Source organism: Streptomyces sp. NPDC050988 (genome assembly GCF_044456225.1).
Taxonomy (GTDB): domain Bacteria; phylum Actinomycetota; class Actinomycetes; order Streptomycetales; family Streptomycetaceae; genus Streptomyces.
The window spans coordinates 116,229-141,112 of the sequence record NZ_JBITFQ010000026.1 but is presented as its reverse complement, the minus strand read 5'-3'; the positions used below and the strand labels follow the sequence as shown (position 1 = coordinate 141,112).

Annotated in this window: 20 protein-coding genes and 1 riboswitch; of the genes, 9 read left to right on the top strand and 11 right to left on the bottom strand. The window is 70.3% G+C overall.

All coding sequences use genetic code 11. From position 1 onward, the window contains the following. Window positions 1-42: 42 nt before the first annotated feature. The 3 genes from ACIBEI_RS37430 to sepH all read left to right on the top strand — a co-directional run bounded on the left by ACIBEI_RS37430 (window position 43) and on the right by sepH (window position 4,113). Window positions 43-1,281 (top strand): MFS transporter, encoded by a 1,239-nt coding sequence (locus ACIBEI_RS37430; protein ID WP_398894977.1) that lies wholly within the window; start codon window positions 43-45, stop codon window positions 1,279-1,281. Continuing rightward, a complete protein-coding gene (locus ACIBEI_RS37425) occupies window positions 1,241-2,560 on the top strand; it encodes a D-arabinono-1,4-lactone oxidase (RefSeq protein ID WP_398894975.1) in 1,320 nt (439 codons plus the stop codon). The genes ACIBEI_RS37430 and ACIBEI_RS37425 overlap by 41 nt, the downstream gene beginning before the upstream one ends. Window positions 2,561-3,024: 464 nt before the next feature. Then, window positions 3,025-4,113, top strand: a complete 1,089-nt coding sequence (gene sepH, locus ACIBEI_RS37420) for a septation protein SepH (protein WP_200395451.1) — start codon at window positions 3,025-3,027, stop codon at window positions 4,111-4,113. 81 nt (window positions 4,114-4,194) lie between these two features. Here sepH and ACIBEI_RS37415 read toward each other — a convergent pair whose 3' ends face one another. Then, a complete protein-coding gene (locus ACIBEI_RS37415) occupies window positions 4,195-5,022 on the bottom strand; it encodes a sulfurtransferase (protein ID WP_398894974.1) in 828 nt (275 codons plus the stop codon). Window positions 5,023-5,336: 314 nt separating this feature from the next. Here ACIBEI_RS37415 and ACIBEI_RS37410 point away from each other — a divergent pair, with 314 nt between their 5' ends. Further along, window positions 5,337-6,131 carry a VOC family protein gene (locus ACIBEI_RS37410; RefSeq protein ID WP_398894972.1) on the top strand — a complete coding sequence of 265 codons (795 nt, stop codon included), beginning with the start codon at window positions 5,337-5,339 and terminating at the stop codon, window positions 6,129-6,131. A gap of 39 nt (window positions 6,132-6,170) precedes the next feature. Here the strand turns inward: ACIBEI_RS37410 and ACIBEI_RS37405 are convergent, their stop codons facing one another. Genes ACIBEI_RS37405 through ACIBEI_RS37390 form a run of 4 tightly spaced genes read right to left on the bottom strand, consistent with a single transcriptional unit; the run spans window position 6,171 to window position 11,536 of the window. Beyond that, complete coding sequence (locus ACIBEI_RS37405) at window positions 6,171-6,827, bottom strand: thymidine kinase (protein ID WP_398894970.1); 657 nt, start codon at window positions 6,825-6,827, stop codon at window positions 6,171-6,173. 52 nt (window positions 6,828-6,879) lie between these two features. Further along, window positions 6,880-8,067: an alkaline phosphatase family protein gene (locus ACIBEI_RS37400; protein ID WP_398894969.1), complete on the bottom strand. Its 1,188-nt coding sequence runs from the start codon at window positions 8,065-8,067 to the stop codon at window positions 6,880-6,882. Next, the gene (locus tag ACIBEI_RS37395) at window positions 8,067-8,654 is read right to left on the bottom strand and encodes a DUF5998 family protein (RefSeq protein ID WP_143638176.1); all 588 of its coding nucleotides are present in this window, start codon (window positions 8,652-8,654) and stop codon (window positions 8,067-8,069) included. The genes ACIBEI_RS37400 and ACIBEI_RS37395 overlap by 1 nt, the downstream gene beginning before the upstream one ends. 41 nt (window positions 8,655-8,695) lie before the next feature. Then, window positions 8,696-11,536 (bottom strand): GNAT family N-acetyltransferase, encoded by a 2,841-nt coding sequence (locus tag ACIBEI_RS37390; RefSeq protein WP_398894968.1) that lies wholly within the window; start codon window positions 11,534-11,536, stop codon window positions 8,696-8,698. A 280-nt stretch (window positions 11,537-11,816) separates the two neighbouring features. Between ACIBEI_RS37390 and ACIBEI_RS37385 the strand changes: the two genes are divergently transcribed. Continuing rightward, window positions 11,817-12,098: an HPr family phosphocarrier protein gene (locus tag ACIBEI_RS37385; RefSeq protein ID WP_398894967.1), complete on the top strand. Its 282-nt coding sequence runs from the start codon at window positions 11,817-11,819 to the stop codon at window positions 12,096-12,098. 310 nt (window positions 12,099-12,408) lie between these two features. Here ACIBEI_RS37385 and ACIBEI_RS37380 read toward each other — a convergent pair whose 3' ends face one another. The 4 genes from ACIBEI_RS37380 to ACIBEI_RS37365 all read right to left on the bottom strand — a co-directional run bounded on the left by ACIBEI_RS37380 (window position 12,409) and on the right by ACIBEI_RS37365 (window position 17,352). Then, window positions 12,409-13,104, bottom strand: a complete 696-nt coding sequence (locus ACIBEI_RS37380) for a GntR family transcriptional regulator (protein WP_269654860.1) — start codon at window positions 13,102-13,104, stop codon at window positions 12,409-12,411. A 305-nt stretch (window positions 13,105-13,409) separates the two neighbouring features. Beyond that, a complete protein-coding gene (locus tag ACIBEI_RS37375) occupies window positions 13,410-14,183 on the bottom strand; it encodes a M23 family metallopeptidase (RefSeq protein ID WP_398894965.1) in 774 nt (257 codons plus the stop codon). Between the two features lie 12 nt (window positions 14,184-14,195). Continuing rightward, a riboswitch (cyclic di-AMP (ydaO/yuaA leader) is annotated at window positions 14,196-14,356 on the bottom strand. Window positions 14,357-14,605: 249 nt separating this feature from the next. Next, window positions 14,606-15,994: a M16 family metallopeptidase gene (locus tag ACIBEI_RS37370; protein WP_398894964.1), complete on the bottom strand. Its 1,389-nt coding sequence runs from the start codon at window positions 15,992-15,994 to the stop codon at window positions 14,606-14,608. Further along, the gene (locus ACIBEI_RS37365; protein ID WP_398894962.1) at window positions 15,991-17,352 is read right to left on the bottom strand and encodes a M16 family metallopeptidase; all 1,362 of its coding nucleotides are present in this window, start codon (window positions 17,350-17,352) and stop codon (window positions 15,991-15,993) included. Before ACIBEI_RS37365 ends, ACIBEI_RS37370 begins: the two co-directional genes overlap by 4 nt. Before the next feature lie 373 nt (window positions 17,353-17,725). Between ACIBEI_RS37365 and ACIBEI_RS37360 the strand changes: the two genes are divergently transcribed. Next, window positions 17,726-20,176, top strand: a complete 2,451-nt coding sequence (locus tag ACIBEI_RS37360; RefSeq protein WP_398894961.1) for a DNA topoisomerase (ATP-hydrolyzing) subunit A — start codon at window positions 17,726-17,728, stop codon at window positions 20,174-20,176. Window positions 20,177-20,183: 7 nt separating this feature from the next. Here the strand turns inward: ACIBEI_RS37360 and ACIBEI_RS37355 are convergent, their stop codons facing one another. After that, entirely contained in the window at window positions 20,184-21,392 is a 1,209-nt protein-coding gene (locus ACIBEI_RS37355) for a CobW family GTP-binding protein (RefSeq protein ID WP_398894960.1), read from the bottom strand. Between the two features lie 320 nt (window positions 21,393-21,712). Here ACIBEI_RS37355 and ACIBEI_RS37350 point away from each other — a divergent pair, with 320 nt between their 5' ends. From ACIBEI_RS37350 to ACIBEI_RS37340, 3 genes are all read left to right on the top strand, one after another. Beyond that, on the top strand, window positions 21,713-22,216 hold the full coding sequence (locus tag ACIBEI_RS37350; RefSeq protein WP_398894959.1) for a DUF6082 family protein: 504 nt from the start codon (window positions 21,713-21,715) through the stop codon (window positions 22,214-22,216). Window positions 22,217-22,558: 342 nt separating this feature from the next. After that, window positions 22,559-22,795, top strand: a complete 237-nt coding sequence (locus tag ACIBEI_RS37345; protein ID WP_398894957.1) for a hypothetical protein — start codon at window positions 22,559-22,561, stop codon at window positions 22,793-22,795. Window positions 22,796-23,065: 270 nt separating this feature from the next. Continuing rightward, the gene (locus ACIBEI_RS37340; RefSeq protein ID WP_398894956.1) at window positions 23,066-23,698 is read left to right on the top strand and encodes a DUF6082 family protein; all 633 of its coding nucleotides are present in this window, start codon (window positions 23,066-23,068) and stop codon (window positions 23,696-23,698) included. On the opposite strand, the gene ACIBEI_RS37335 is transcribed toward ACIBEI_RS37340, so the two are convergent. After that, a complete protein-coding gene (locus ACIBEI_RS37335; RefSeq protein ID WP_398894954.1) occupies window positions 23,699-24,865 on the bottom strand; it encodes a citrate synthase in 1,167 nt (388 codons plus the stop codon). It lies immediately after the preceding gene. Between the last annotated feature and the right edge of the window lie 19 nt (window positions 24,866-24,884).

The following is a 24,884-nucleotide window of genomic DNA, read 5'->3' as shown; positions in this document are numbered from 1 at the left end:
CGGCCGCATTCGCGCCTTACCGGACCGCTCCCGGAGACCCCCGTGCCCAGCCCCTACCGCGCCCTGTTCGCAGCCCCCGGCTCCAGGGGCTTCACCACCGCGGGCCTCCTCGGCCGGATGCCGCTGTCGATGATGGGCATCGGCGTGGTCACGATGATCTCGCAGCTCACCGGGCGGTACGGGCTCGCGGGCGCGCTCTCGGCGACCATGGCGCTGTCCGCCGCGGTGTTCGGCCCCCAGATATCCCGCCTGGTGGACCGGCACGGGCAGCGGCGTGTGCTGCGCCCCGCCACGCTGTTCGCGCTCGCCGCGTCCGCCGGGCTGCTGCTGGCCGCCCACTTCGACTGGCCGGACTGGGTGCTGTTCCTCTGCTCGGCCGGCATCGGCTGCGTACCGAGCATCGGCGCGATGACCCGGGCGCGCTGGGCGTACCTGTTCCGGGGCAAGCCCCAGCTGCACACCGCGTACGCCTTCGAGTCCGTCGTCGACGAGATCTGCTTCATCTTCGGGCCGATCATCTCCATCGGTCTGTCCACCGTCTGGTTCCCGGAGGCCGGGCCACTGCTCGCGGCCTGCTTCCTGGTGGCCGGCGTCTTCTGGCTGACCTCCCAGCGCGCCACCGAGCCCCCGCCGCATCCGCGCGAGCACCACACGGGCGGCTCGGCCCTGCGCTCGGGCGGGCTGCAGGTCCTGGTGGCCACCTTCGTGGCGACGGGGGCGATCTTCGGGGCGGTCGACGTGGTCACCGTCGCGTTCGCCGACGAGCAGGGCCACAAGGGGGCGGCGAGCGTCGTCCTGGCCGTGTACGCGGCGGGCTCCTGTCTGGCGGGGGCCGTGTTCGGCCTGCTGCGCCTCGGCGGAGCGCCCGCCCGCAGGTGGCTGCTGGGCGTATGCACCATGGCCGTGAGTATGATCCCCCTCCTACTGGTCGGAAACTTGCCGTTCCTGGCCGTGGCGCTGTTCGTTGCGGGCCTGTCCATCGCGCCGACGATGATCACGACGATGGCCCTCGTCGAACTGCACGTACCTCGCGCGAAACTGACCGAAGGCATGACGTGGGTGAGCACCGGACTCATGGTCGGCGTCGCGCTCGGCTCCTCCCTGTCCGGCTGGGTGATCGACACGGCCGGGGCGCGGGCCGGGTACGGGGTTCCGGTCGCGGCCGGAGCCGTCGCGGTCGCGGTGGGTTTCCTGGGGTATCGCCGGCTCAGCAGGCCGGTTCCGCAGCGGGAGGGGACCCATGAACAGCACAGTGAGCGGGAAGAGCGGCACCTGGCGTAACTGGGCGGGGAACGTCACCGCCCGGCCGGCCCGGGAAGTCACTCCGGCCTCCGTCGAGGAACTCTCCGCCGCCGTGCGCCAGGCCGCGGAGGACGGGCTCAGGGTGAAGGCCGTCGGCACCGGTCACTCCTTCACGGCGGCCGCCGCCACCGACGGTGTGTTGATCCGCCCTCAACTGTTGACCGGGATCCGCAAGGTTGATCGTGAGGCAGGCACCGTCACCGTCGAGGCGGGCACCCCGCTCAAGCGTCTCAACCTGGCTCTCGCGCGCGAGGGACTGTCGCTCACGAACATGGGCGACATCATGGAGCAGACGGTCTCGGGGGCGGTCAGCACCGGGACGCACGGCACGGGCCGCGACTCCGCATCGATAGCCGCCCAGATCACGGGACTTGAGCTGGTGACGGCCGACGGCTCGGTCCTCAGCTGCTCGGAGAAAGAGAACCCCGACGTGTTCGCGGCGGCCCGCGTCGGCATCGGCGCCCTGGGGATCATCACCGCGATCACCTTCTCCGTAGAGCCCACTTTTCTTCTCACGGCCCGTGAGGAGCCGATGAGCTTCGACGAGGTGACGGGTTCCTTCGACGAACTGTTCGCGGAGAACGAGCACTTCGAGTTCTACTGGTTCCCGCACACCGGCAACTGCAACACCAAGCGCAACAACCGCAGCGCCGGCCCGGAGAGACCGGTCGGCACCGTGCGCGGCCTCTTCGAGGACGAGTTCCTCTCCAACGGCGTCTTCCGGGTGGCCAATTACGTGGGCCGGGCCGTGCCCGCCACCATCCCCTCGATCGCCAAGATCTCCAGCCGCGCCCTGTCCGCGCGCACCTACACCGACATTCCCTACAAGGTCTTCACTTCTCCGCGCCGGGTCCGCTTCACGGAGATGGAGTTCGCCGTCCCGCGCGAGGCACTCGTCGAGACGCTGCGCGAACTGAAGGCCATGGTCGACCGTTCGCCTCTGCGCATCAGCTTCCCGGTGGAGGTGCGCACGGCGCCCGCGGACGACATCACGCTCTCCACGGCGTCCGGCCGGGACACCGCGTACATCGCCGTCCACATGTTCCGGGGCACGCCGTACCAGGCCTACTTCAGCGCCGCCGAGCGGATCTTCACCGCGCACGAGGGGCGGCCGCACTGGGGCAAGGTCCACACGCGCGACGCGGAGTACTTCGCCGATGTCTACCCGCGCTTCGGCGAGTTCACCGGGCTGCGGGACCGGCTCGACCCTGAACGGCGGTTCGGGAACGACTACTTGCGCCGGGTGCTGGGCGAGTAGACACCGACGTTTGCACGAGTGCTTCGAGACGCCCGCGCGAGAAGAGGACGTACAAGCGAAACGATTAATTCCGTTTGCGGTGATTCCGTGAAGCGTGCCACGCGCCATGGTCACCGGAACGTCGCCCCGGGTGGCCAACTCCCGCCCCCGGACAGAAGTTCGGTGGCGTGCCGATCCACGCAAGTGGCCCGAATGGAGTACTGTTGCGAGCCCTGGGTCCGGACACTCGCCAGGGCGTCCGGGGCCTTCCAGGACCGCCGGGAGGGGGCTCGTTGCACAGGGTGATGGAGTTCGTCACTTAGCGTTGCGAATAGGTAACCGTGCCATAACGGCGATCCCGGGCCACCGCCCGACACGCCGGGCAACTCGGCAAGGTTGTGGCAGGCTGCACCCGGGCAGGCCACACTCGACTAGCGGAAGCAGCGACGCACGTGACGTCGGCAGGCACCACCCGGGAGGTCCCCATGCCCGAACTGCGTGTCGTGGCCGTCTCTAACGACGGCACACGGCTGGTGCTGAAGGCTGCGGACAGCACGGAGTACACGCTTCCGATCGATGAGCGTCTGCGCGCCGCCGTACGCGGCGACCGTCCCCGCCTCGGCCAGATCGAGATCGAGGTGGAGAGCCATCTCCGCCCCCGAGACATCCAGGCACGTATACGTGCGGGAGCGTCCGCCGAAGAGGTCGCCCAGCTCGCCGGTATCCCCGTCGACCGGGTGCGCCGCTTCGAGGGACCCGTGCTCGCCGAGCGTGCCTTCATGGCGGAGCGTGCCCGGAAGACCCCTGTCCGCCGCCCAGGCGAAACCACCGGTCCCCAGCTCGGCGAGGCGGTGCAGGAGAGGCTCCTGCTGCGCGGCGCCGACAAGGAGACCGTCCAGTGGGACTCCTGGCGTCGTGACGACGGCACCTGGGAAGTCCTGCTGGTCTACCGGGTGGCGGGCGAACCGCACTCGGCGAGCTGGACGTACGACCCGCCCCGGCGGCTCGTCCAGGCCGTGGACGACGAGGCGCGCTCGCTGATCGGCGAGTCCGACGACCTCGCCGCGGCCGAGCCCAGCTTCCCGTTCGTGCCGCGCATCGCGCGGCTGCCGCGCGACCGTCCGATGGACCGTGCCCTGGACCGGCAGACGGAGCGGCCGAGCCTGCCCTCGCCGTCGCCCGAGCCGGACCTGGAGGAGACCGCGAGCGAGCGCGACTCGCTGACCAGTCTCCTGGAGGCGGTGCCCAGCTTCCGCGGCGACATGGTGGTGCCCGAGCGTCCGTCGACCGCTCCCGCTCCCGCCGCCTCGACGACCTCCACCACGGAGCGTCCCGAGGTGGAGGAACCGCTCGACGCGGAGCCCGAGGCGGAGGAGCCCCCGGCTCCCGCGGCCTCGGCGGGTTCCGCGTACGCGGACGTGCTCATGCCGCGCTCGGTGGCCAGTCACCGCGACCGGCTGATCGGTGCTACCGACCGGCAGGCCGAGGCGGACGGGGTGCGTCCCGGACGCAGAGCGGCCGTACCAAGCTGGGACGAGATCGTCTTCGGGACACGCAGGAAGAAGCAGGACTAGGACATGCCGGAAAGGGCTCGCACCACCTTGGTGCGAGCCCTTTCCGCTGCCGTGCGCCGTTCCTCCATCGAGCCGCTGCGGCTACTGCGGGTCCGGCCCCGTGGCCACCGGGCGGCTGTCGTCCTGGGACCACTCCGACCAGGAACCCACGTACAGCGCGGCCGGGATGCCCGCGACCGCCAGCGCGAGGACCTCGTGCGCGCCGGAGACGCCCGAGCCGCAGTAGACGCCGACCTCGGAAGTGCCGGTCACGCCCAACGACTTGAAGTGGTCCGCGAGGTCCGCGGCGGGGCGGAAGTGGCCGGATTCGGCCACGTTCTCCGTGGTGGGCGCGGAGACCGCCCCGGGGATGTGCCCGCCGACGCGGTCGATGGGCTCGACGTCGCCCCGGTAGCGCTCGGCGGCCCGGGCGTCCAGGAGCAGACCGGTGCGGGCCAGCGCCGCGGCGCCGTCGGCATCCAGAAGCGGCAGCGCGCCGGGGGCCGGTACGAAGGTGCCGGCGGACGGCGACGGGCTGCCGGACTCGACCGGGCCGCTCCAGGCCGCGAGGCCGCCGTCAAGCACACGCACCGACGGATGACCCGTCCAGCGCAGCAGCCACCAGGCGCGCGCGGCGGCCCAGCCGAGCCCTCCGTCGTACACGACCACGTCCCGGTTCTCGGACACTCCGGCCGCCCGCACGGCCGCTCCGAAGACCTCCGTGTCGGGCAGCGGATGACGGCCCGCCGCCCCGGCGGGGGCGGCGAGTTCCGAGTCCAGGTCCAGGTAGACAGCCCCCGGAATGTGCGCCTCCTCGTAGGCGGAGCGCAGGTTCGGGCCGCCCAGCTGCCAGCGGATGTCCAGGACGACCGGCGGATTCGGACCCGCCAGGTCGCTCGCGAGTTCGGGTGCGGAGATGATGGCGTTCATGGCCACCATCCTTGCGCACGGGGTGGCCGCATCGTCCAGGTCCGGCTACTCTGCTCGGCCGGGCCGCCCCGACCACTCGGCGTGCGGACTCGGCCACACGCTGTATGCCTGATGGACATCAGCAGGCAATGGCGGGGAAACGGATGGGAACCAGCAATTCGGGCATCCTCCCGCCATGGGCCACCCGGCCGGGGCGCGCCGTGCCCCTGGTGGTGCGAACATCGGCACCGGGCCCGGAAAGCGCACGGCGGCGGAACACGCGGTTCGGTAGTGGAAGTGAAGCGGCCCCACGAGGCGCCGAGGAGAGGGTGACGATGACCGAGGCACGGGGGTCGGCCGGCCTGAACGGCACTGCGCACACGCCCGGCACACCCTGCTGGGTGAGCCTGATGGTGCACGGGATGGCCGCGACCCAGGAGTTCTACGGGGATCTGTTCGGCTGGGAGTTCCAGCCGGGCCCGCAGCACCTCGGCTCGTACGTGCGGGCGCAGCTCGACGGCCAGGAGGTGGCGGGGATCGGCCAGCTCCCGCCCGACCGTCATCTGCCCATCGCCTGGACGCCCTACTTCGCCTCGGACGACGTGGACCTGACGGCGGAGACGGTCCGGCACTGCGGCGGCACGGTGGGCGTCGGCCCGCTCGACGCCGAGGACGCGGGGCGGCTGGCGATCGCCTCGGACCCGGCGGGTGCCGTGTTCGGCGTCTGGCAGGCCGCGGCCCATCTCGGCACGGGCATCACCGGTGTCCCGGGCACCCCGACCTGGAACGAGCTGATGACCCGGGACTCCTCCGGCGTCGCCAAGTTCTACGAGACGGTCTTCGGTTTCGAGGAGGAGCCCGTCGTCTCGGCCGACTTCGACTACATCACCCTGTACATCAAGGGGCGCCCGGTGGCGGGCATCCACGGCGTCGGCAACTCCCTGCCCCGTGACCGGGGACCCCATTGGATGACGTACTTCGAGGTCGCCGACGTGGACGCGTCGCTCGCCCACCTGCTCGACCTGGGCGGCCATGTGCTCAAACCGGCCCGTGACACCCCGCACGGCCGCATCGCCACGGTGGCGGACCCGGAGGGGGCGGTGTTCTCGGTGGTGCGGACGACCCACTGAGGGGTGCCCCGGCGCCCTCTCAGGGCTGGGCGGTCCCCCTCAGGTCCGGGACACCGCGTCCACCGGCAGCACGTCCGGGGAGAGCACGCCCGCGCGGGCGCTGGCCGCGGTCGTCCGCCGGCTGTGATGCCTGCGGCACAGGACCTCGTAGCCGATGTCCTCCGACTGGTCGACGTCACCGACGACGACCTGGGCGCCCTCGACGACCATGTGGCCGCCTATGGTGCGGGCGTTGTGGGTGGCGCGTGCGCCGCACCAGCAGAGGGCCTCGACCTGGAGGACCTCGACCCGGTCGGCGAGTTCGACGAGGCGCTGGGAGCCGGGGAAGAGCTTGGAGCGGAAGTCCGTCGTGATGCCGAAGGCGAAGACGTCGATGCCCAGGTCGTCGACCACGCGGGCCAGTTGGTCGATCTGCTCGGGGGCGAGGAACTGCGCCTCGTCCGCGATGACGTAGTCCGCACGGCCGCCCTTCGAGAGATGGTCGACGACGTACGCGTACACGTCCTGGTCGTCCTCGACCTCCACCGCGTCCGTGACCAGGCCCAGGCGGGAGGACAGCTTGCCCTCGCCCGCGCGGTCGTCGCGGGTGAAGATCATGCCCTGCAGGCCGCGGGCCGAGCGGTTGTGCTCGATCTGGAGAGCCAGCGTCGACTTCCCGCAGTCCATGGTTCCGGAGAAGAACACCAGCTCGGGCATGGGGAGTTGAGCACCTTTCGGCATGAGGGGTTCACTGGTCGGGCGGGGAGGGTCAGGAACGTACTTCCAGAAGCGGAATGTGCTGCTCGACTGGTGTCATCGAGCCGTGGTTGCCGACCATCGCCGACTCCTTCGGCTCCCGCTCGGACGCGATGATCAGTACGTCGTCGCGGGCGGCCGCGACCACGTCACCGATGCGCTCGTACACCCGCTCGTCGATGTGCGGGCCGAACCAGCCCGCCGCGATCGCCTCGTCCCGCGAGGCCACCCAGAACTGCTCGCCGAGCACCTCGCGCCAGCAGGTCAGGACGTCCGACTCGGCGCCCGGGACCGCGTAGACGTGCCGGGCGCGGCCCTCGCCGCCGAGGAGGGCGACCCCGGCGCGCAGCTCCCAGTCCTCGTCGAAGTCGATGCGGTGCTGCTCGTCGAAGGGGATGTCGATCATCCCGTGGTCCGCGGTGACGTACAGGGCGGTGCGCGGGGGCAGTTGCTCGGCCAGGCGCTGGACCAGCCGGTCCACGTACATGAGTTGTCCGCGCCAGGGGTCCGAGTCGACGCCGAAGCGGTGGCCCTTGCCGTCCACCTCCGCGTAGTACGTGTAGACCAGCGAGCGGTCCCCGGCGGCCAGTTGCTCGGCCGCGAGGTCCATACGGTCCTCGCCGGTCAGCCGCCCGTGGAACGTGCCGCCGCTGAGGGCGACCTTGGTCAGGGGGGTGTTCTGGAAGTGCGGTGACGACACCTGGGCGGTGTGCACTCCCGCCGCGTCGGCCAGTTGGAACAGCGTGGGGTACGGCTGCCACTTGCCCGGCTGCGTCCATGGCTGCCAGCGGAGCTGGTTCATCAGCTCGCCGGTCTCCGGGTTGCGCGCGGTGTAGCCGGGCAGGCCGTGCGCGCCCGGCGGCAGGCCCGTACCGACGGAGGCCAGGGAGGTCGCGGTGGTCGCGGGGTAGCCCGCTGTGATCGGGCGGCCGGTGCCGCCGCGTGAGCTGCCCAGGAGGGAGGTCATGAACGGGGCCTCGTCCGGATGCGTCTTCAGCTGCTCCCAACCGAGGCCGTCGATCAGGAAGACGCAGTTCCGGTCGGCCGGGCTCAGTTCCGTGAGTGAGGCGGTGACGTCCGGGACGTCCATGCCCGCGGCCAGTGTGGGCAGCAGGTCTGCGAGCGAACCGGCCCCGTACTCGGGTACGGGAGCGGAGTCGAGGGAGAGCGGTTCCGGGTGGTCCCAGACTTGCTGGGCCATCAGCGGGTGACGTCCGCGGTCGCCTCGGAGAGCGACTGCGCGAAGGCGAGGGTCTGCCGCACGGCGTCCGGGCCGTCCCCGGCCTCGCTGACGCGCAGGCTCAGGTCGTCCGCCGTCGAACTGCCCGTGTACCCGTGGTCCGCCTCGCAGTTGGGGTCACCGCAGGCGGCCGGCTCCAGGTCGATACGGGCGACCGCGCCCCAGCCGATGGTGAGGACGACCTCGCGCGGCAGCGTCCCCGGAACGTACTTCTCCGGATTGGCGACGACGCGGCTGAGAACCACCGACGAGATCCGGCCAAGCTTCACGGATTCGGTCGACGTGGTCGCGTACGGCGTCGGGGACGTGCTGTCCGCCGCCTGTTCGTCGGTGTGGCTCACGATGAAACGGTTTCCCGTGAGGACGAGCACCGTCACGTGCCGACGCACCTCGTTGGCGTCGAACGTCGTCTCCTGATGGACCAGATACGACCGGATGGGCTCGCCGCCCACAGCGGCCTCCACAGCCTCGGCCACGAGGGCCGGGTAGTAGCCGCTGCGCTCGATCGCCGCTCGCAGCCCCTGGGTCGTCGTACTGGTCTTGGCCATGACGTCCATCCTACGGGGGCGCACTGACTGCGAGGCACCGCTCAGTACACAGGAAGCGTGCGCGGACCGAGGTCGTCGCGGACGGGCGGCGGCGCGAGCCGTACGGAGGCGCCGAGCACACTCAGCCCGTGCGGGGCCACGACGACGGGCTCCAGGGACACGGAGACGACCTCGGGATGGTCATCGACAAGGCGTGACAGGCGCAGCAGCAGTTCCTCCAGGGCCACGACGTCCGCCGGCGCGGAGCCCCGCCAGCCGAAGAGGAGCGGTGCGGTCCGGATCGACCGGACCAGCGAGGCCGCGTCCCGGTCGGTGACCGGAATCAGCCGGTGCGCGGTGTCTCCGAGCAGCTCCGACGGGGCCCCGGCGAGCCCGAAGGAGAGCACCGCTCCGGCCGCCGGGTCTATGACGGCTCGTACGACCGTGTCGACGCCGCGCGGTGCCATCGCCTGTACCACCGGGCGCAGCTCCTCCGGCGTCCCGAAGAGGCTGGTCAACTCTGCGTACGCTCTGCGCAGTTGCTCCTCGTCCGCCAGATCCAGCCGTACGCCGCCGAGGTCGGCGCGGTGGCGCAGGTGGGGGGCGGTGGTCTTGAGCGCCACGGGGTAGCCGAGGCGCTCCGCGGCTGCGACGGCCTCGTCGGGCGTGGGCGCGGGCAGGGCACGGCGGACGTCGATGCCGTACCGCCCGAGCAGGGCGCAGGTGTCGTCGGGGCCGAGGGTGAGGCCGCCCATGCCTCCGTCGCCGAGCAGCGCGTCGATCTGTTCGGCCGCGCCCTTCTCGTCGATGTCCTCGTACTCGGGGACGCGACCGGGGTCGGCGGCCTCGCGCCGCCACTGGCCGTACCTCACGGCCTCGGCGAGGGCGCGGACGGCCCGCTCGGCGGCCGGGTAGGCGGGGATGAGGCGGGAATCGGCCTCGGCCTCGGAGGCTTCCGCCACCGTCGGCGGGCGGTCCGCCGGGCGGATGGGGTGGTTGCTGCCCGCGAACGGGGGCGCGGGGCGAGCCGCCTGGGGCGCGGTGCCGGCGGCCGCGGACAGTGCCTCCGCGAGGCCGCCCAGCTCGACGTGGACGACGAGGACCGGCTTGTCGGGAGCGGCGGCGGAGGCCGAGCGGAGCGCCTCCGCCAGGGCGGCGTCGGCCGTGGAGGTCTCCCCCACCGCCGGGATCGCGGTGACCGCGACGGCGTCGCAGCCGTCGTCGGCCAGCGCGTGCGTCAGCGCGGCGCGGAAGTCCTCGGCCGAGGCGGCCGTGGTCAGGTCCACCGGGGGCAGCGGTCGCAGCCCCTCGGCGAGGCACGCGTCGTACGTCAGCAGCCCGAGGGACTCGGAGTTCCCGACGATCGCCACCCGTGGCCCCAGCGGCAGGGGCTGGCGCGCCAGGAGCAGGCCCGCGTCGACCAGTTCCGTGATCGTGTCCACCCGGATGACGCCGGCCTGGCGCAGCAGCGCCGACACCGTCGCGTGCGGGAGCCGGGTGGCCCGGACGGCATGCCCCTGGGGCGCGGCCCCGCCGTGCCGTGCGCCCTGGACGACGACCAGCGGCTTCGCCGCCGCGGTGCGCCGCGCGAGGCGGGTGAACTTCCTCGGGTTCCCGATGGATTCGAGGTACATGAGGGCGACATCGGTGTCGGGGTCGTCGTACCAGTACTGAAGGACGTCGTTGCCGGACACGTCCGCGCGGTTGCCGGACGAGATGAACGTCGACACGCCGGTCACGCCGGTGACCCCGCCACCGCGCCGGTGCAGCCGGGACAGCAGCGCGATGCCGATGGCGCCGGACTGGGCGAACAGGCCGATCCGCCCGGCGCGCGGCATCTCCGGTGCGAGCGAGGCGTTGAGCCGCACCTGGGGGGAGGTGTTGATGACTCCGAAGGCGTTCGGTCCGATGATCCGCATCCCGTACGTACGCGCCTGGCGCACGAGCTCACGCTGGCGCTCCCTGCCTTCGGGGCCGCTCTCGGCGTACCCGGCGGAGACCACGACGAGCCCCTGAACCCCGTGTTCACCGCACTCGGCGACGACTTCGGGGACGCGCTCGGCCCGGACGGCGACGACGGCGAGGTCGACGGGCTCGGGGATGTCACGCACGGAGCTGTACGCCGGCACTCCGCCGAGCTCCTTCTCCTGAAGTGCCCCGTTCACGGCGTAGAGGCGGCCGGTGAAGCCCGCTTCGCGGAGGTTCTCCAGGACGCTGCGGCCCACTCCCCCGGGTGTGCGGCCCGCACCGATGACGGCGACCGAGCCCGGCGCGAGGAGCCTGGCCACCGAGCGCCCCTCCGCCCGCTGCTCCCGCGCGCGCTGCACGGCCAGCGAGCGGTCGGTGGGCTCCAGGTCGAACTCCAGGCGTACGACGCCGTCCTCGAAGTGGCGCTTCTGCTGGTATCCGGCGTCCGTGAACACCTTGATCATCTTGTTGTTGGCGGGCAGCACCTCGGCGGCGAAGCGGCGGATGTCGCGCTCACGGGCGACGGCCGCGATGTGCTCAAGCAGGGCCGATGCCACGCCGCGGCCCTGGTGGGCGTCCTGCACGAGGAAGGCGACCTCTGCCTCGTCCGCGGGGGCGGAGGCGGGGAGGCCGTCGGCGTTGATGCGGTCGTAGCGTACGGTGGCGATGAACTCGCCGCCGACCGTGGCCGCGAGTCCCACCCGGTCCACAAAGTCGTGGTGCGTGAAGCGGTGGACGTCCTTGGCGGACAGGCGCGGATACGGCGCGAAGAAGCGGTAGTACTTCGACTCGTCGGACACCTGCTCGTAGAAGCTGACCAGGCGGTCGGCGTCGTCGGCCGTGATCGGCCGGATGCGCGCGGTGCCGCCGTCGCGCAGCACGACATCGGCCTCCCAGTGAGCGGGGTACTCGTGCCGGTCCGGCGAGGTCTGCATGGGGCCCAGAGTACGGCTCGGGTCCGACAACGGCCGGTCCCGGCCGCGGGGGTTCATGTCCCGGGCGCGTGCCGGTACGTGTCCCGGGGTTCGGGGTCCCGGGGGTCACGCCCCAGGGGTTCACATCCCGGCGACGGCGGGCTCGCGTCCGACAGGGGCGCGAGGCAGTCTTGGGTGACCGAAGCCGCCTCGGGCCCGGTATCCGCAGCCGCCCGGGGCACGCTTCACGATATGGAACAATGGTCTAGACAACCGTGAGACACCTGAAGGGCAGCATCACATGGCTGAGCGCCACGTCAACGTCGGCTGGGCCGAGGGCCTTCACGCCCGTCCCGCCTCCATCTTCGTCCGGGCCGCCACGGCCTCCGGCGTCCCCGTGACGATCGCCAAGGCCGACGGCAACCCCGTCAACGCCGCCTCGATGCTCGCGGTTCTCGGCCTGGGCGCCCAGGGCGGCGAGGAGATCGTCCTGGCCTCCGACGCCGAGGGCGCGGACGCCGCGCTCGACCGCCTGGCGAAGCTGGTCGCCGAGGGCCTCGACGAACTCCCCGAGACCGTCTGACCTCGCGGACCACGTACGGCGGAGCCGCGTCGACCCATACCGGGTGACGCGGCTCCGCCGTTTCCGTCTGCAGGACGCGCGCCGTGCTGTGGCCTCACGCACTGTTTTTCCCGTGCGTCACGCCGTCTCGCTGCTTTTCGCCGCGCTCCCGGGCACCGTCCGGGCTTTTTCGGATGCCCGCGTATCGGGTTCCACTCATCCTGGTTCCGCGCATGCGGAAATCACGTGCGTGGAAATTCCCGGCACGTGGAAAAAAGGGGCAGCAGAAATAGACCCCGGCGAATAACTCTCTTTGTATACGGCGCCACTGTTAATGCCGCAGGCCCGCCGTGTTTACGGGATGTTGCGAAGTCCTCACACGCTCCGCGCGGTCACCGCCGCCGGGAAAGCGCAGCCGGTGCGCGGCCATCGCCCGCTCGGTGTGCAGCGCCGTGATCGCCCTGGCCCGGTCGTTGTCGCCGCGTGCGACGGCGTCCACGATGGCACCGTGCTCGGCCCAGGACTCGGCCGGGTGCGCGGGCGCCTCGACCGAATACATCCAGGCGATCTTGTGCCGCAACTGGGCGAGCGTGGAGGTCAGCGCGGGGCTTCCGGAGGCCTGTGCGAGCGTCTCGTGGAACCAGCCGCCCAGGGAGCGCAGATCCTCGCTGTTGCCCCTCCTGGCCCGCTCCTGGCCCAGCCTGACCAGGCCGCGCAGCACCTTGAGGTGCGCCTCCGTGCGACGCTGGGCGGCGCGCGCTGCACCCAGCGGCTCCAGCAGCATGCGCATCTCCAGGAGGTCGGCGGCCTCCTGCTCGGTCGGTTCCGCGACACACGCGCCCGCGTGCCTGCGCGTGACGACGAAGCCTTCCGCCTCCAGGGTGCGCAGGGCCTCCCGTACGGGGACCCGCGAGACGCCGTACCGGCGCGCGAGCAGTTCTTCGGTGAGCCGGCTGCCGCGCTCGTAGACACCCGCGACGATGTCGTCACGGATCGCCGTGCATACCGAGTGCGCGGGAATACGCATGACCGGACCTCCGCCTTAACCCCCGCGAAACGCGGTCGATTGACGCTTGTTCGGTGACTCTATTGCAGAGAGCGGGAAATTCCGATGGCGGACCGGAATCCATGGATATTTTTTGGACACACCTCGCTTCTGAACAGGCAGTCGTCCGGTGCGAAGTCGGCCGGGAAGTGGCCGAGAAGCCGTCAGGAAGTGATCAGAACCGCGCGAAGGCCCCGGCTCGGTGAGCCGGGGCCTTCGGGAGCGGTGTCCGCGCGGGCGGGCCGTTGCGTGGGAAGGCTGCCGCGCGGGAGGGCGGTCGCCCGCCGTCAGACGTTCACGCCGTGCTGGCGGAGATACGCGATCGGGTCGATGTCCGAGCCGTACTCCGCGCTCGTCCGCGCCTCGAAGTGCAGGTGCGCCCCAGTGACGTTGCCGGTCGCCCCGGAGAGGCCTATCTGCTGACCGGGGGTGACCGTCTGGCCGACGGAGACACCGAGGGACGACATGTGCCCGTACTGCGTGTAGGTGCCGTCGTTCATCTTGAGGACGACCTCGTTGCCGTACGAGCCGCCCCAGCCGGCCTCGACGACGGTACCGGCGCCCACCGCGTGCACGGCGGTGCCGCTCGCGGCGTGGAAGTCGATGCCGGTGTGGCTGCCGGAGGACCAGACGGCGCCGCCGGCCTTGTAGCCGGTGGAGACGTACGAGCCGGAGATGGGAGCGGTGTACGACTTCAGCAGGCGCTCACGCTCGGCCGCACGGGCGGCGCGGGCCTTGACCTCGCGCTCCTTCTTGGCCTTCTCCGCGGCTTCCTTGGCCCGCTCCTTGGCGGCGGCCTCGGCCTTCTCGCGGGCGGCGGTCTCGTCGGCGGCCTGCTGCTGGGCGGCGGCCTGCGCGTCGATCTGGTCGGCGACCGAGTCGCCGATGGTGATCGCCTGGGTCAGGGTCTGCTCGGCCGGGCTCTCGGCGGCGAGTGCGGGAGCAGCCAGGGTGCCGACCACACCGGTGGTGGCGAGTGCGGCGACGCCGACGGTCCGGTTGGTCGTGCGCTTCATACGGCTGGGACGACGGTGCTTCCCGGCGGCGCGAGTGAACGCCATGAAGTGGCTGGTCCTTTCCTTCCTTCTCGCCTACCGGGTTAGCTGACGGGTTCGGAGCAGGAAGGTCTCCTACGGACATCCTTCGGGAAGGGCGTCCGATTCACCCCAGGGACTACGTATGGGTCCCCGGCTCCCCTGGCTCGCGCCGTACGGGGACTCGGCGATGACTGTCCGGTGCCGCGGGCGCGGCGCACTGCCTGACGAACAGCCGGACCGACGCTAAGCGGGGCGTCTTTCAATCAACAAACGGATCAAGGGTTTTGTAGCGCATGCCACAGGGCAGACGGGCAACCTCCCTACCAATACGGACAACCAGCGGTTCTGGTGCTGAAGTCCGGGCAAAAGGAGAACCCAGGCGCCCCTTCGGTCACCTGGGTTCTCCGCGGAACGGCCCTGTTCCGCTGCGCCTTCTACTGCGCGTTCTACTCCGCTGCCACGACGCTGACTTCACCGATTCCGAGGGCCCGGACCGGCTCCTCGATCTGCGCGGCGTCACCGACGAGGACGGTCACCAGGCGGTCCACCGGGAAGGCGCTCACGGCGGCCGCGGTGGCCTCCACGGTGCCGGTCGCGGCGAGCTGCTGGTACAGCGTCGCCTGGAAGTCGTCCGGCAGGTACTGCTCGACCTGATCGGCGAGGGTGCCCGCGACGGCGGCCGCCGTCTCGTACTTCAGCGGCGCCACGCCCACGAGGTTCTGCACGGCGATGTCGCGCTCGGCGTCGGTGAGGCCCTCGGCCGCGAGGGTGCGCAGCACCTTCCAGAGGTCGTCGAGCGCCGGGCCCGTGTTCGGGGTGTCCACGGATCCGCTGATGGCGAGCATCGCCGCGCCCGTCCCGTCCGGCGCGGAGCGCAGCACCTGGCCGAACGCCCGCACACCGTAGGTGTATCCCTTTTCCTCACGCAGGACGCGGTCCAGGCGCGAGGTGAGGGTGCCTCCGAGGCAGTACGTGCCGAGCACCTGGGCGGGCCACACGCGGTCGTGCCGGTCGGCGCCGACGCGGCCGATGAGCAGCTGTGTCTGGACGGCTCCCGGCCGGTCCACGATGATCACGCGGCCCGTGTCGTCGGCGGTCACCGGCGGAATGGGGCGGGCCTCGGCCTGCGATCCGGTCCAGGCGCCGAGCGTGTCCCCGAGCAGCGCGTCGAGATCGACGCCGGTGAGGTCGCCAACCACGACGGCGGTCGCGGTGGCGGGGCGTACGTGCTTCTCGTAGAAGGCGCGGACGCCCGCCGAGTCGATCGCGGTGACCGTCTCCTCGGTGCCCTGGCGCGGCCGCGACATGCGCGAGGTCGCCGGGAAGAGCTGCCGGGAGAGCTCCTTGGCTGCGCGGCGGGCCGGGTTGGCGGTCTCGTGCGGGATCTCGTCGAGCCGGTTGCGCACCAGCCGCTCGATCTCGCTGTCCTCGAAGGCGGGTGCCCTGAGGGCGTCGGCGAGCAGACCGAGCGCCTTGGGGAGCCGGGAGACGGGGACTTCGAGGCTGATCCGTACGCCGGGGTGGTCGGCGTGCGCGTCGAGGGTGGCGCCGCAGCGCTCCAGCTCGGCGGCGAACTCCTCGGCGGAGTGCTTGTCGGTTCCCTCGGTGAAGGCACGCGCCATGATCGTGGCGATGCCGTCCAGGCCCTTCGGCTCGGCCTCCAGCGGGGCCGCCAGGAGGATCTCGACGGCGACGACCTGCTGGCCGGGGCGGTGGCAGCGCAGCAGCGTCAGGCCGTTGTCGAGCGCGCCGCGCTCGGGGGCCGGGAAGGCCCAGGGCCTGGCCTCGCCGGCCTGGGGCTGCGGGTGGAATTCCATCGTGGCGAGCTCGGTCACTTGGCCGCCTCCTCGTCGGTGTCGTCAGCGGCGTCGGTCTCTTCGGCCTCTTCGGCGACGGTCGGCTCGTAGACCAGCACCGCGCGGTTGTCGGGGCGCAGGCGGGCCTTGGCGACCTCCTGGACCTCCTCGGCCGTGATCTCGAGGACCCGCTGGACGGCGGTGAGGGCGAGCTGCGGGTCGCCGAACAGCACGGCGAACCGGCACAGTTCGTCGGCGCGGCCGGCGACCGTGCCGAGACGGTCCAGCCACTCACGCTCCAACTGGGCCTGGGCGCGCTCCATTTCCTCGGCGGTGGGACCCTCCTCGGCGAACCGGGCGAGCTCCTCGTCGACCGCGGTCTCGATCACCGGCACCTCGACGTCACCGGACGTCTTCACGTCGAGCCACCCCAGGGAGGGCGCTCCCGCGAGGCGCAGCAGGCCGAACCCGGCCGCGACGGCGGTGCGGTCACGGCGTACGAGCCGGTTGTAGAGCCGGGAGGACTCGCCGCCGCCGAGCACGGTCAGGGCCAGGTCCGCCGCGTCGCACGCGCGCGTGCCGTCCTCCGGCAGCCGGTAGGCGGCCATCAGCGCGCGGGCCGGGACCTCCTCCTCGACGACCTCGCGCAGCTGCTCACCGATGGTCTCGGGCAGGGAACCGTCGCGCGGGGCGGGCTTGCCGTCGTGGCCCGCGATCGAGCCGAAGTACTTCTCGACCCAGGCGAGTGTCTGCTCCGGGTCGATGTCCCCGACGATCGACAGAACGGCGTTGTTGGGCGCGTAGTAGGTGCGGAAGAACGCGCGAGCGTCCTCCAGGGTGGCCGCGTCCAGGTCGGCCATCGACCCGATCGGGGTGTGGTGGTAAGGGTGGCCCTCCGGGTAGGCGAGGGCGGTCAGCTTCTCGAAAGCGGTGCCATAGGGGACGTTGTCGTAACGCTGCCGGCGCTCGTTCTTGACGACGTCCCGCTGGTTCTCCATGGACTCGTCGTCGAGCGCGGCGAGCAGCGAGCCCATGCGGTCGGCCTCCAGCCAGAGGGCGAGCTCCAGCTGGTGGGTGGGCATGGTCTCGAAGTAGTTGGTGCGCTCGAAACTGGTCGTGCCGTTGAGCGAACCGCCCGCGCCCTGCACCAGTTCGAAGTGGCCGTTGCCCTTCACCTGACCCGAGCCCTGGAACATCAGGTGCTCGAAGAGGTGGGCAAGTCCGGTGCGGCCCTTGACCTCGTGGCGCGAACCGACGTCGTACCAGAGGCACACCGCCGCGACCGGGGTCAGGTGGTCCTCGGAGAGCACCACACGCAGGCCGTTGGCCAGGCGGTGCTCGGTCGCTGTCAGGCCGCCGGAACCGGCCTCAGCTGTGGCCGTGTGACCCATGGGCATGTACGTCCCTTCGATCGCGGAAAACTGCTGAATTCCTGCTAGTCGTGCCACTGTATGCAAGCGCGCGGACAGCTGGCGAAGTTCCCGCGGCGCGTACGCCGAGAGCGAGCACGCGGGCGGCGCCGGGAGCCCGTACGCTCGTGCGGCCGCACGGCCTCCGAAGCCCTGTGCGGGCACGCGGGTTCACCGCTTCCGAGGCCTGTGGAAAAGGCCGAGGAGGCGGCCCGCCACGCCTGTTGGGGCAGCCGGAGACACGGCCCAGGAGGCCCGTACGGACGGGTCGTGGTCCACGTTGTCAGTGGGCCGGTCCACAATGGAGCCCGTCAGAACCCGTTCATGCCCCGGCAGAGACTGTGAAGGAGTCGCAGCAGCGATGGCCCGCCGCAGCACGAAGACCCCGCCTCCGGACGACTTCGAGGAGCGCATCCTCGACATCGACGTCGTCGACGAGATGCAGGGCTCCTTCCTCGAGTACGCGTACTCGGTCATCTACTCCCGAGCCCTGCCGGACGCCCGCGACGGCCTCAAGCCCGTGCATCGCCGCATCGTCTACCAGATGAACGAGATGGGCCTGCGTCCCGACCGCGGCTATGTGAAGTGCGCCCGCGTCGTCGGCGAGGTCATGGGTAAGCTCCACCCCCACGGCGACGCGTCGATCTACGACGCCCTGGTCCGCCTGGCCCAGCCCTTCTCCATGCGCCTGCCCCTGGTCGACGGCCACGGCAACTTCGGTTCGCTGGGCAACGACGACCCGCCGGCCGCCATGCGGTACACCGAGGCGCGGATGGCCGACGCGACCTCCCTGATGACGGAGTCGATCGACGAGAACACGGTCGACTTCTCCCCGAACTACGACGGCCAGGAGCAGGAACCGTCGGTCCTCCCGGCCGCCTACCCGAACCTCCTGGTCAACGGCTCGTCGGGCATCGCGGTCGGCATGGCGACGAACATGGCGCCGCACAACCTCGGCGAGGTCATCGCCGCCGCCCGTCACCTGATCCGCCACCCCGGCGCCGATCTCGAGACGCTCATGAAGCACGTCCCGGGCCCCGACCTGCCCACGGGCGGCCGCATCGTGGGCCTCACCGGCATCAGGGACGCGTACGAGACGGGCCGCGGCACCTTCAAGATCCGCGCGACGGTGTCCGTGGAGAATGTGACGGCGCGCCGCAAGGGCATCGTCGTCACCGAGCTGCCGTTCACCGTCGGCCCGGAGAAGGTGATCGCCAAGATCAAGGACCTGGTCGGCTCGAAGAAGCTGCAGGGCATCGCGGACGTCAAGGACCTCACCGACCGTGCGCACGGCCTGCGCCTGGTCATCGAGGTCAAGAACGGCTTCGTGCCGGAGGCCGTCCTGGAGCAGCTCTACAAGCTGACGCCGATGGAGGAGTCCTTCGGCATCAACAACGTGGCGCTGGTGGACGGCCAGCCGCTCACGCTGGGCCTCAAGGAACTCCTGGAGGTGTACCTCGACCACCGCTTCGAGGTCGTGCGCCGCCGCAGCGAGTTCCGCCGCAGCAAGAAGCGCGACCGGCTGCACCTGGTCGAGGGCCTGCTGGTGGCCCTGATCGACATCGACGAGGTCATCCGCCTCATCCGCTCCAGTGAGAACTCCGCGCAGGCCAAGCAACGCCTGATCGAGCACTTCTCGCTGAGCGACGTCCAGACGCAGTACATCCTGGACACGCCGCTGCGCCGGCTCACCAAGTTCGACCGCATCGAGCTGGAGACCGAGCGCGACCGGCTCAACGGCGAGATCGACGAGCTGACCGGCATCCTGGAGTCGGACTCCGAGCTGCGCAAGCTGGTGTCGTCCGAACTGGCCGCGGTGGCCAAGAAGTTCGGCACCGAGCGGCGTACGGTCCTGCTGGAGTCCGCCGGTTCCGCCGCCGCGACCGTGCCTCTCCAGGTGGCCGACGACCCGTGCCGCGTGCTCCTGTCGTCGACCAAGCTCCTCGCGCGTACGGCCAACGGTGACCCCTTCGGGGAGAGCGACGGCAAGCGCGCCAAGCACGACCTGATCCTCTCCGCCGTCCCTGCGACGGCACAGGGCGAGATCGGCGCGGTCACGTCCGCCGGCCGGCTGCTGCGGATCAACGTCATCGATCTCCCGCAGCTGCCCGACACCACGGCGGCGCCCAACCTCTCGGGAGGCGCGCCGGTCTCGGAGTTCCTGACCCTGGAGGGCGACGAGGACATCGTCTGTCTGACGACGCTCGACGAGTCGTCGCCGGGGCTCGCCCTCGGCACGCAGCAGGGTGTCGTCAAGCGCGTGGTGCCCGACTATCCCTCCAACAAGGAGGAGCTGGAGGTCATCACGCTCAAGGACGGCGACCGGATCGTCGGCGCGGCCGAACTGCGCACCGGCGAGGAGGACCTGGTCTTCATCACCGACGACGCCCAGTTGCTGCGGTACCAGGCCTCCCAGGTCCGCCCCCAGGGCCGGCCCGCGGGCGGTATGACGGGCATCAAGCTCACGGACAACACCAAGGTGATCTCGTTCACGGCGGTGGACCCGGCCGTTGACGCGGTGGTGTTCACGGTGGCGGGCTCGCGCGGCACGCTGGACGACTCGGTCCAGACGACGGCCAAGCTGACGCCCTTCGACCAGTACCCGCGCAAGGGCCGCGCCACAGGTGGCGTGCGCTGCCAGCGGTTCCTGAAGGGCGAGGACTGCCTGAGCCTCGCCTGGGCAGGTCCCGCACCGGCCCGGGCCGCACAGAAGGACGGCACGCCCGCGGAGCTGCCCGAGATGGACCCGCGACGGGACGGCTCGGGCGTCTCACTGGCGAAGACGGTCTCGGTGGTGGCGGGCCCGGTCTAGAGGCGGCCTAGACGTCGTAGGCACCCGGCAGGCCGGCGCCGCCCTGGGCCCGGCCGTCCGGGTCCTGCGCCGCCTCCGGCTCCGCCCCCTGCTCCTCGTCCCACTCCTGTACGTAGCGGAGGACGCCCCACATGCTGTGCTCGTCGGCGTGTGGGGCGTCCTCTTTGCACGCCTCCAGCTCCTTGCCGAGGGCGAGGGCGTCGATGCCCGAGCCGATGAGGACGAGCTGGCTGAGGCGCTCGCCCGGGGCCCAGGGCTCCGGGTAGAAGCGCAGGAAACGGCCGACGGCGTGCACGGAGTACCGGTTCCGGGGGTCGGCGGGGCCGAAGTCGACGTACCCCTTGATCCGATATAGACCTTCGGGCCTGCTGTCGAGGAAGTCCATCAACCGCCGGGGGCTGAGGGGCACTTCGGAGGTGAAGGAGAGGGACTCGTAGGCGGAATGCAGATGTCCGTGATGGCCGCGGGAACCGTGATGGCCGTCGAGACCGTGATGGTCGTGGAGGCCATGGGGCTCGGGAACGCCGTGGGGCTTGGGAAGGCCGTCGGACTCGCCCTCCTCGTTCCGGTGCAGATCGTCGAAGGAGAGCTGCCCGATGCGCTCCTCCGTGGGCCTGCGGTCGAAGAGGAACTCGGGGTCGATCCGCCCGTACGAGGCGGGCACGACGGCGGCGGCGCGGTCGGTGAGGGACCGGACGAGGGCGATCACACGGTCGGGATCCGGCGCGCGGTCCGCCTTGTTGACGACGACCAGATCGGCGATGGCGAGGTGCCGGTCGATCTCGGGATGCTTCTGGCGGGTGGTGTCGAACTCCGCGGCGTCGACGACCTCCACGAGTCCGCCGTAGACAATGCGCGGGTTCTCGCTGGCCAGGAGCATCTTGACCAGTTCCTGGGGCTCGGCCAGCCCGCTCGCCTCGATGACGATGACGTCGATCCGGGCGGAGGGTTGAGTGAGCCGGTCCAGGAAGACGTCGAGCTCACTGGCGTCCACGGCGCAGCACAGACACCCGTTGCCCAGCGAGACGGTGGAGTCGCCGAGCGCCCCGGCCACGGCCATCGCGTCGATCTCGATGGCACCGAAGTCATTGACGATGGCACCGATACGGCTGCCTCCGCTGCGGTGCAGAAGATGGTTGAGCAGGGTGGTCTTGCCGGAGCCCAGGAAGCCGGCGAGGACGATGACCGGGATCTGCTGGGGGCTCGCCTGACTCAACGCGCGACCTCTCTCACCAATGCGTGCACCGGCTCACGGACCGGCGCTCATGACGGGAAACGAATGCCCATCCAGGATACGAGCCGGTGGAAAGCCCTCTAAGTGAACGATTGTTAGCGGCGCTCGCGGGGCACACGTCTGGCATGGCGCCGAGTTGCGCGACCCGCGCTTCCCTCCGTGCGCCTCCTCTCCGCCTCCCTGCCGATCAGAGCCGCTCGGCACCCTGGGAGACGGCAAGCGCGCCGCCCACCGCTCGCCGGTCCGCCCCCTGGCGACCCACACCGACGACCGGCGGACGGTCGCCTGATTCGGGGGTTGACATGGCCACACAGAGTTTGTGGAAGGGGCGGCTCTCCGCCGCCAGGGCGAGGCTCGCGTCTGCGGCGGGCGCCGTCGCGGTCGCAGGGAACCGGCACCGCAAGCGCGCCGCCCTCACCGAACAGCACAGACTCCATTTCGACCTGCTCTGCAAGGCCATGGACGATCCCGCACTCGCCGCGGTCCTCAACACGTACGACAGCGACGTCACCCCCGAAAAGCAACGGCAGTACCTCTTCGCGAATGCCCTCTACGTCAACGCCCTGTACTTTCACCGCATCGGCGCCCTGACCCAGCGAGAACTCCACGGACATTTCCGGATCATGTGCCAGAACAGAGTATTTCAGGAGTATTGGGCAGCTACGCAGCACCACCGAGAGAGCCTGCCGGACTCGTCGGAAGAGGCCGAACTGGGCCAGATGATGGAAGACTTGATACAGGAGCAGGCCGATTCGGACACCGACGAGTGGTGGGTCGTGGGGGAGCCACCCGAAGGATCCTCCTGAGCTGTCGACGCACGACACCCTCACCAGCCGTGCGGAACCCGCGCGCACCGCTCACACACACCCGCGCGCCAATAGTGCCCCCAACGCGCACTTATCATCCCAGCACCATCTACCGTCAAGGGAAGCAGGGGAAGTTCACCCGACTCATGCGCCGTTTCGGACCCCACAAGCATCAGAAACCGAATAATGTATCGCCTGCCCACTCTGGGCGCTCCGACGGACACCCCGCGCTCGGAGACACACCGCCTCCGACGACCACCAATCTCGGAGTCAACACGCTCCGAGGAACCCCTTTCAGCTCGGAGAACGTCCACTACCCGAGCTAGAGGCTGGTATTTATCCGTGAAAATCGTGCGACGTGTCGGGGCTTCACCACGCGAGCGCGGAAGCGCCACTGGTCAGTCGTGCCCCGACATCTTCGAGCTCAGCGATGGCAGTTTCGCTGTCATCGGACGAGAGGCCACCAAGGAACTCGACCCTGAGCTCCCGCCCGACGCCGCACGAGCAGACTACGAGCGGATCGTGATCATCACGCGCGAAACCCTGGTGCGCGCGAAGGCGGACATTCCCGACGCTTGAGGTCGTCGGCCCTAGCGGCTTCACCTCAGTCGACTCAGAAGCAACAAAGAACGTCAAGAACGAGATCCATCTCGCACCCCACCCATGCGGTTGGATACTTCGGCCCGGCATCGCCACGATGCCGGGCCTTCACGTGTCACGGCCTGCCTCCCGATTCTCCTCCCAGAGCGCGGGGAAGCATCTCGTAGACGCTGGAGGAGCACGATGACAGGTAGTGCTGCACGGAGCGCAGTGGTCAGATTCTGTGCATGGCTGGTCACCGCCATACTCGTGATCGGCCTCGTGGGCGCTGCGTCGATAGTCGTCAGCGGCTGGCTGATCGGCGGTGTCGAGCAGGCAAACGGCAGTCGGCGGAACGCTGCGGAGCGAAGCGCCCTCGGTGACTACTTCGGTGCTGCCAGCGCGATCTTCTCGGGAATAGCTCTGCTCCTCCTGGTCACGGCGCTCCTGTACCAACAACTGGAGCTGCGACTGCAGCGCACCGAACTGGCGCTGCAGCGGGAAGAGTTGGCAGCATCCCGCAACGAGTTGCGCCGAAGCGCGGAGGCAGACATGCGCAGCCTGCACGTGCAGCTCACGCAGATGGCGATGACTGATCCTGCTCTGGCTGCCGTGTGGACCACCCATCACGACGAACCTGAGCCGACAGTGCGCCAACACCTCTTCGCAAATCTGATCTTCAGTCATTTCGTGCTGGCCCGCAGTTGGGGGTCGTACTCGGACGCAGATCTACTGGCTCACGCCCATGGCCTGCTTCGAAACCCGGCCTTCCGCCACTACTGGGACTCCACTCGGTCCGCGAGAAGCCGCCTTTCACCGAACAGCGCGGAAGCCCAACTGGGCCAGCTCTTCGAGCAAGCGTTCGCCGACCTTCGCCGCGAGCCACCCCCCTCGTCGCCGTGACTAGGCCACTTCTGGCACCGCAACCGGCGCCCCCGGCCCCACATACCGCGCCGCCGGTCGGATGATCTTCGGGTCCTCCGCCTGCTCCAGGATGTTGGCGCTCCAGCCGACGACGCGGGCCGCGGCGAAGGTCGGAGTGAACATCTCGCGTGGCAGGCCGCAGAGTTCCATGACGACGCCCGCGTAGAACTCCACGTTCGTATGGAGTTCGCGGCCGGGCTTGAGCTCCGCGAGGATCGCTTCCACCTGGCGTTCGACCTCGACCGCGAACTCGACCAGGGGGCCGCCGAATTGCTGGGCGATGCCACGGAGCATGCGCGAGCGGGGATCCTCGGTGCGGTAGACGGGATGGCCGAAGCCCATGATGCGGTCGCCTGCGAGGACACGTTCCCTGATCCAGGAGTCGATGCGGTCGGGAGTCCCGATCGCGTCAAGGGTGTCCAGGGCCCGACTCGGGGCGCCCCCGTGGAGCGGACCGGAGAGAGCTCCCACCGCGCCGACGAGACAGGCCGCCACGTCCGCCCCTGTCGACGTGATCACCCGAGCCGTGAATGTTGATGCATTGAATCCATGGTCAATGGTCGAGATCAGATACCGCTCGATCGCCCTCGCCCGGTCCGCGTCCGGTTCCGAACCCGTCAGCATGTAGAGGTAGTTCGCGGCGTAGGGCAGATCGTCACGCGGCTCGATCGGTTCGAGACCCAGCCCGAGCCGGTGGAGGGCCGTCAGCAACGTCGGCACGGCCGCCGACGCGGCTAGCGCGTCCGCTCGTCGCTGCTCGGCGTCAATGTCGTACACCGGCCGGAACCCCCGAGCCGCACCGAGCAGCGACAACGCGGTCCGCATCCCGGCCAGCGCCCCCGACCCCCCACTTGCCGCAGCGATCGCGGGCAGTACGGCCCGCACCTCCGCCGGCAACCGACGCAGTTCCGCCGTCCGCGCGGCAAAGGCGGAACGCTGCGCCGCGTCCGGCAGTTCACCGTGTACCAGCAGATACCACACGTCCTCGAAGCCGCGGGTCCGTGCGAGGTCGACGGCCGAGTACTGGCGGTAGTGGTAGAACCCTTCGATCCCCCTGACGTCACCCAGCACGGTGTCGGTGACGACGACGCCCGCGAGTCCTCGCGGTACATCGACAGAGGCGGTCTCGGCCCGGTTGATCGGCATGTTTCCTCCCTGGACTTGA

Coding starts and splice junctions, on each gene's coding strand:
- sepH (WP_200395451.1), top strand. CDS start 3,025: ATGCCCGAACTGCGTGTCGTGGCCGTCTCTAACGACGGCACACGGCTG.
- ACIBEI_RS37390 (WP_398894968.1), bottom strand. CDS start 11,536: ATGCAGACCTCGCCGGACCGGCACGAGTACCCCGCTCACTGGGAGGCC.
- ACIBEI_RS37410 (WP_398894972.1), top strand. CDS start 5,337: ATGACCGAGGCACGGGGGTCGGCCGGCCTGAACGGCACTGCGCACACG.
- ACIBEI_RS37395 (WP_143638176.1), bottom strand. CDS start 8,654: ATGGCCAAGACCAGTACGACGACCCAGGGGCTGCGAGCGGCGATCGAG.
- ACIBEI_RS37380 (WP_269654860.1), bottom strand. CDS start 13,104: ATGCGTATTCCCGCGCACTCGGTATGCACGGCGATCCGTGACGACATC.
- ACIBEI_RS37335 (WP_398894954.1), bottom strand. CDS start 24,865: ATGCCGATCAACCGGGCCGAGACCGCCTCTGTCGATGTACCGCGAGGA.
- ACIBEI_RS37385 (WP_398894967.1), top strand. CDS start 11,817: ATGGCTGAGCGCCACGTCAACGTCGGCTGGGCCGAGGGCCTTCACGCC.
- ACIBEI_RS37350 (WP_398894959.1), top strand. CDS start 21,713: ATGGCCACACAGAGTTTGTGGAAGGGGCGGCTCTCCGCCGCCAGGGCG.
- ACIBEI_RS37400 (WP_398894969.1), bottom strand. CDS start 8,067: ATGGCCCAGCAAGTCTGGGACCACCCGGAACCGCTCTCCCTCGACTCC.
- ACIBEI_RS37375 (WP_398894965.1), bottom strand. CDS start 14,183: ATGGCGTTCACTCGCGCCGCCGGGAAGCACCGTCGTCCCAGCCGTATG.
- ACIBEI_RS37360 (WP_398894961.1), top strand. CDS start 17,726: ATGGCCCGCCGCAGCACGAAGACCCCGCCTCCGGACGACTTCGAGGAG.
- ACIBEI_RS37365 (WP_398894962.1), bottom strand. CDS start 17,352: ATGCCCATGGGTCACACGGCCACAGCTGAGGCCGGTTCCGGCGGCCTG.
- ACIBEI_RS37425 (WP_398894975.1), top strand. CDS start 1,241: ATGAACAGCACAGTGAGCGGGAAGAGCGGCACCTGGCGTAACTGGGCG.
- ACIBEI_RS37405 (WP_398894970.1), bottom strand. CDS start 6,827: ATGCCCGAGCTGGTGTTCTTCTCCGGAACCATGGACTGCGGGAAGTCG.
- ACIBEI_RS37415 (WP_398894974.1), bottom strand. CDS start 5,022: ATGAACGCCATCATCTCCGCACCCGAACTCGCGAGCGACCTGGCGGGT.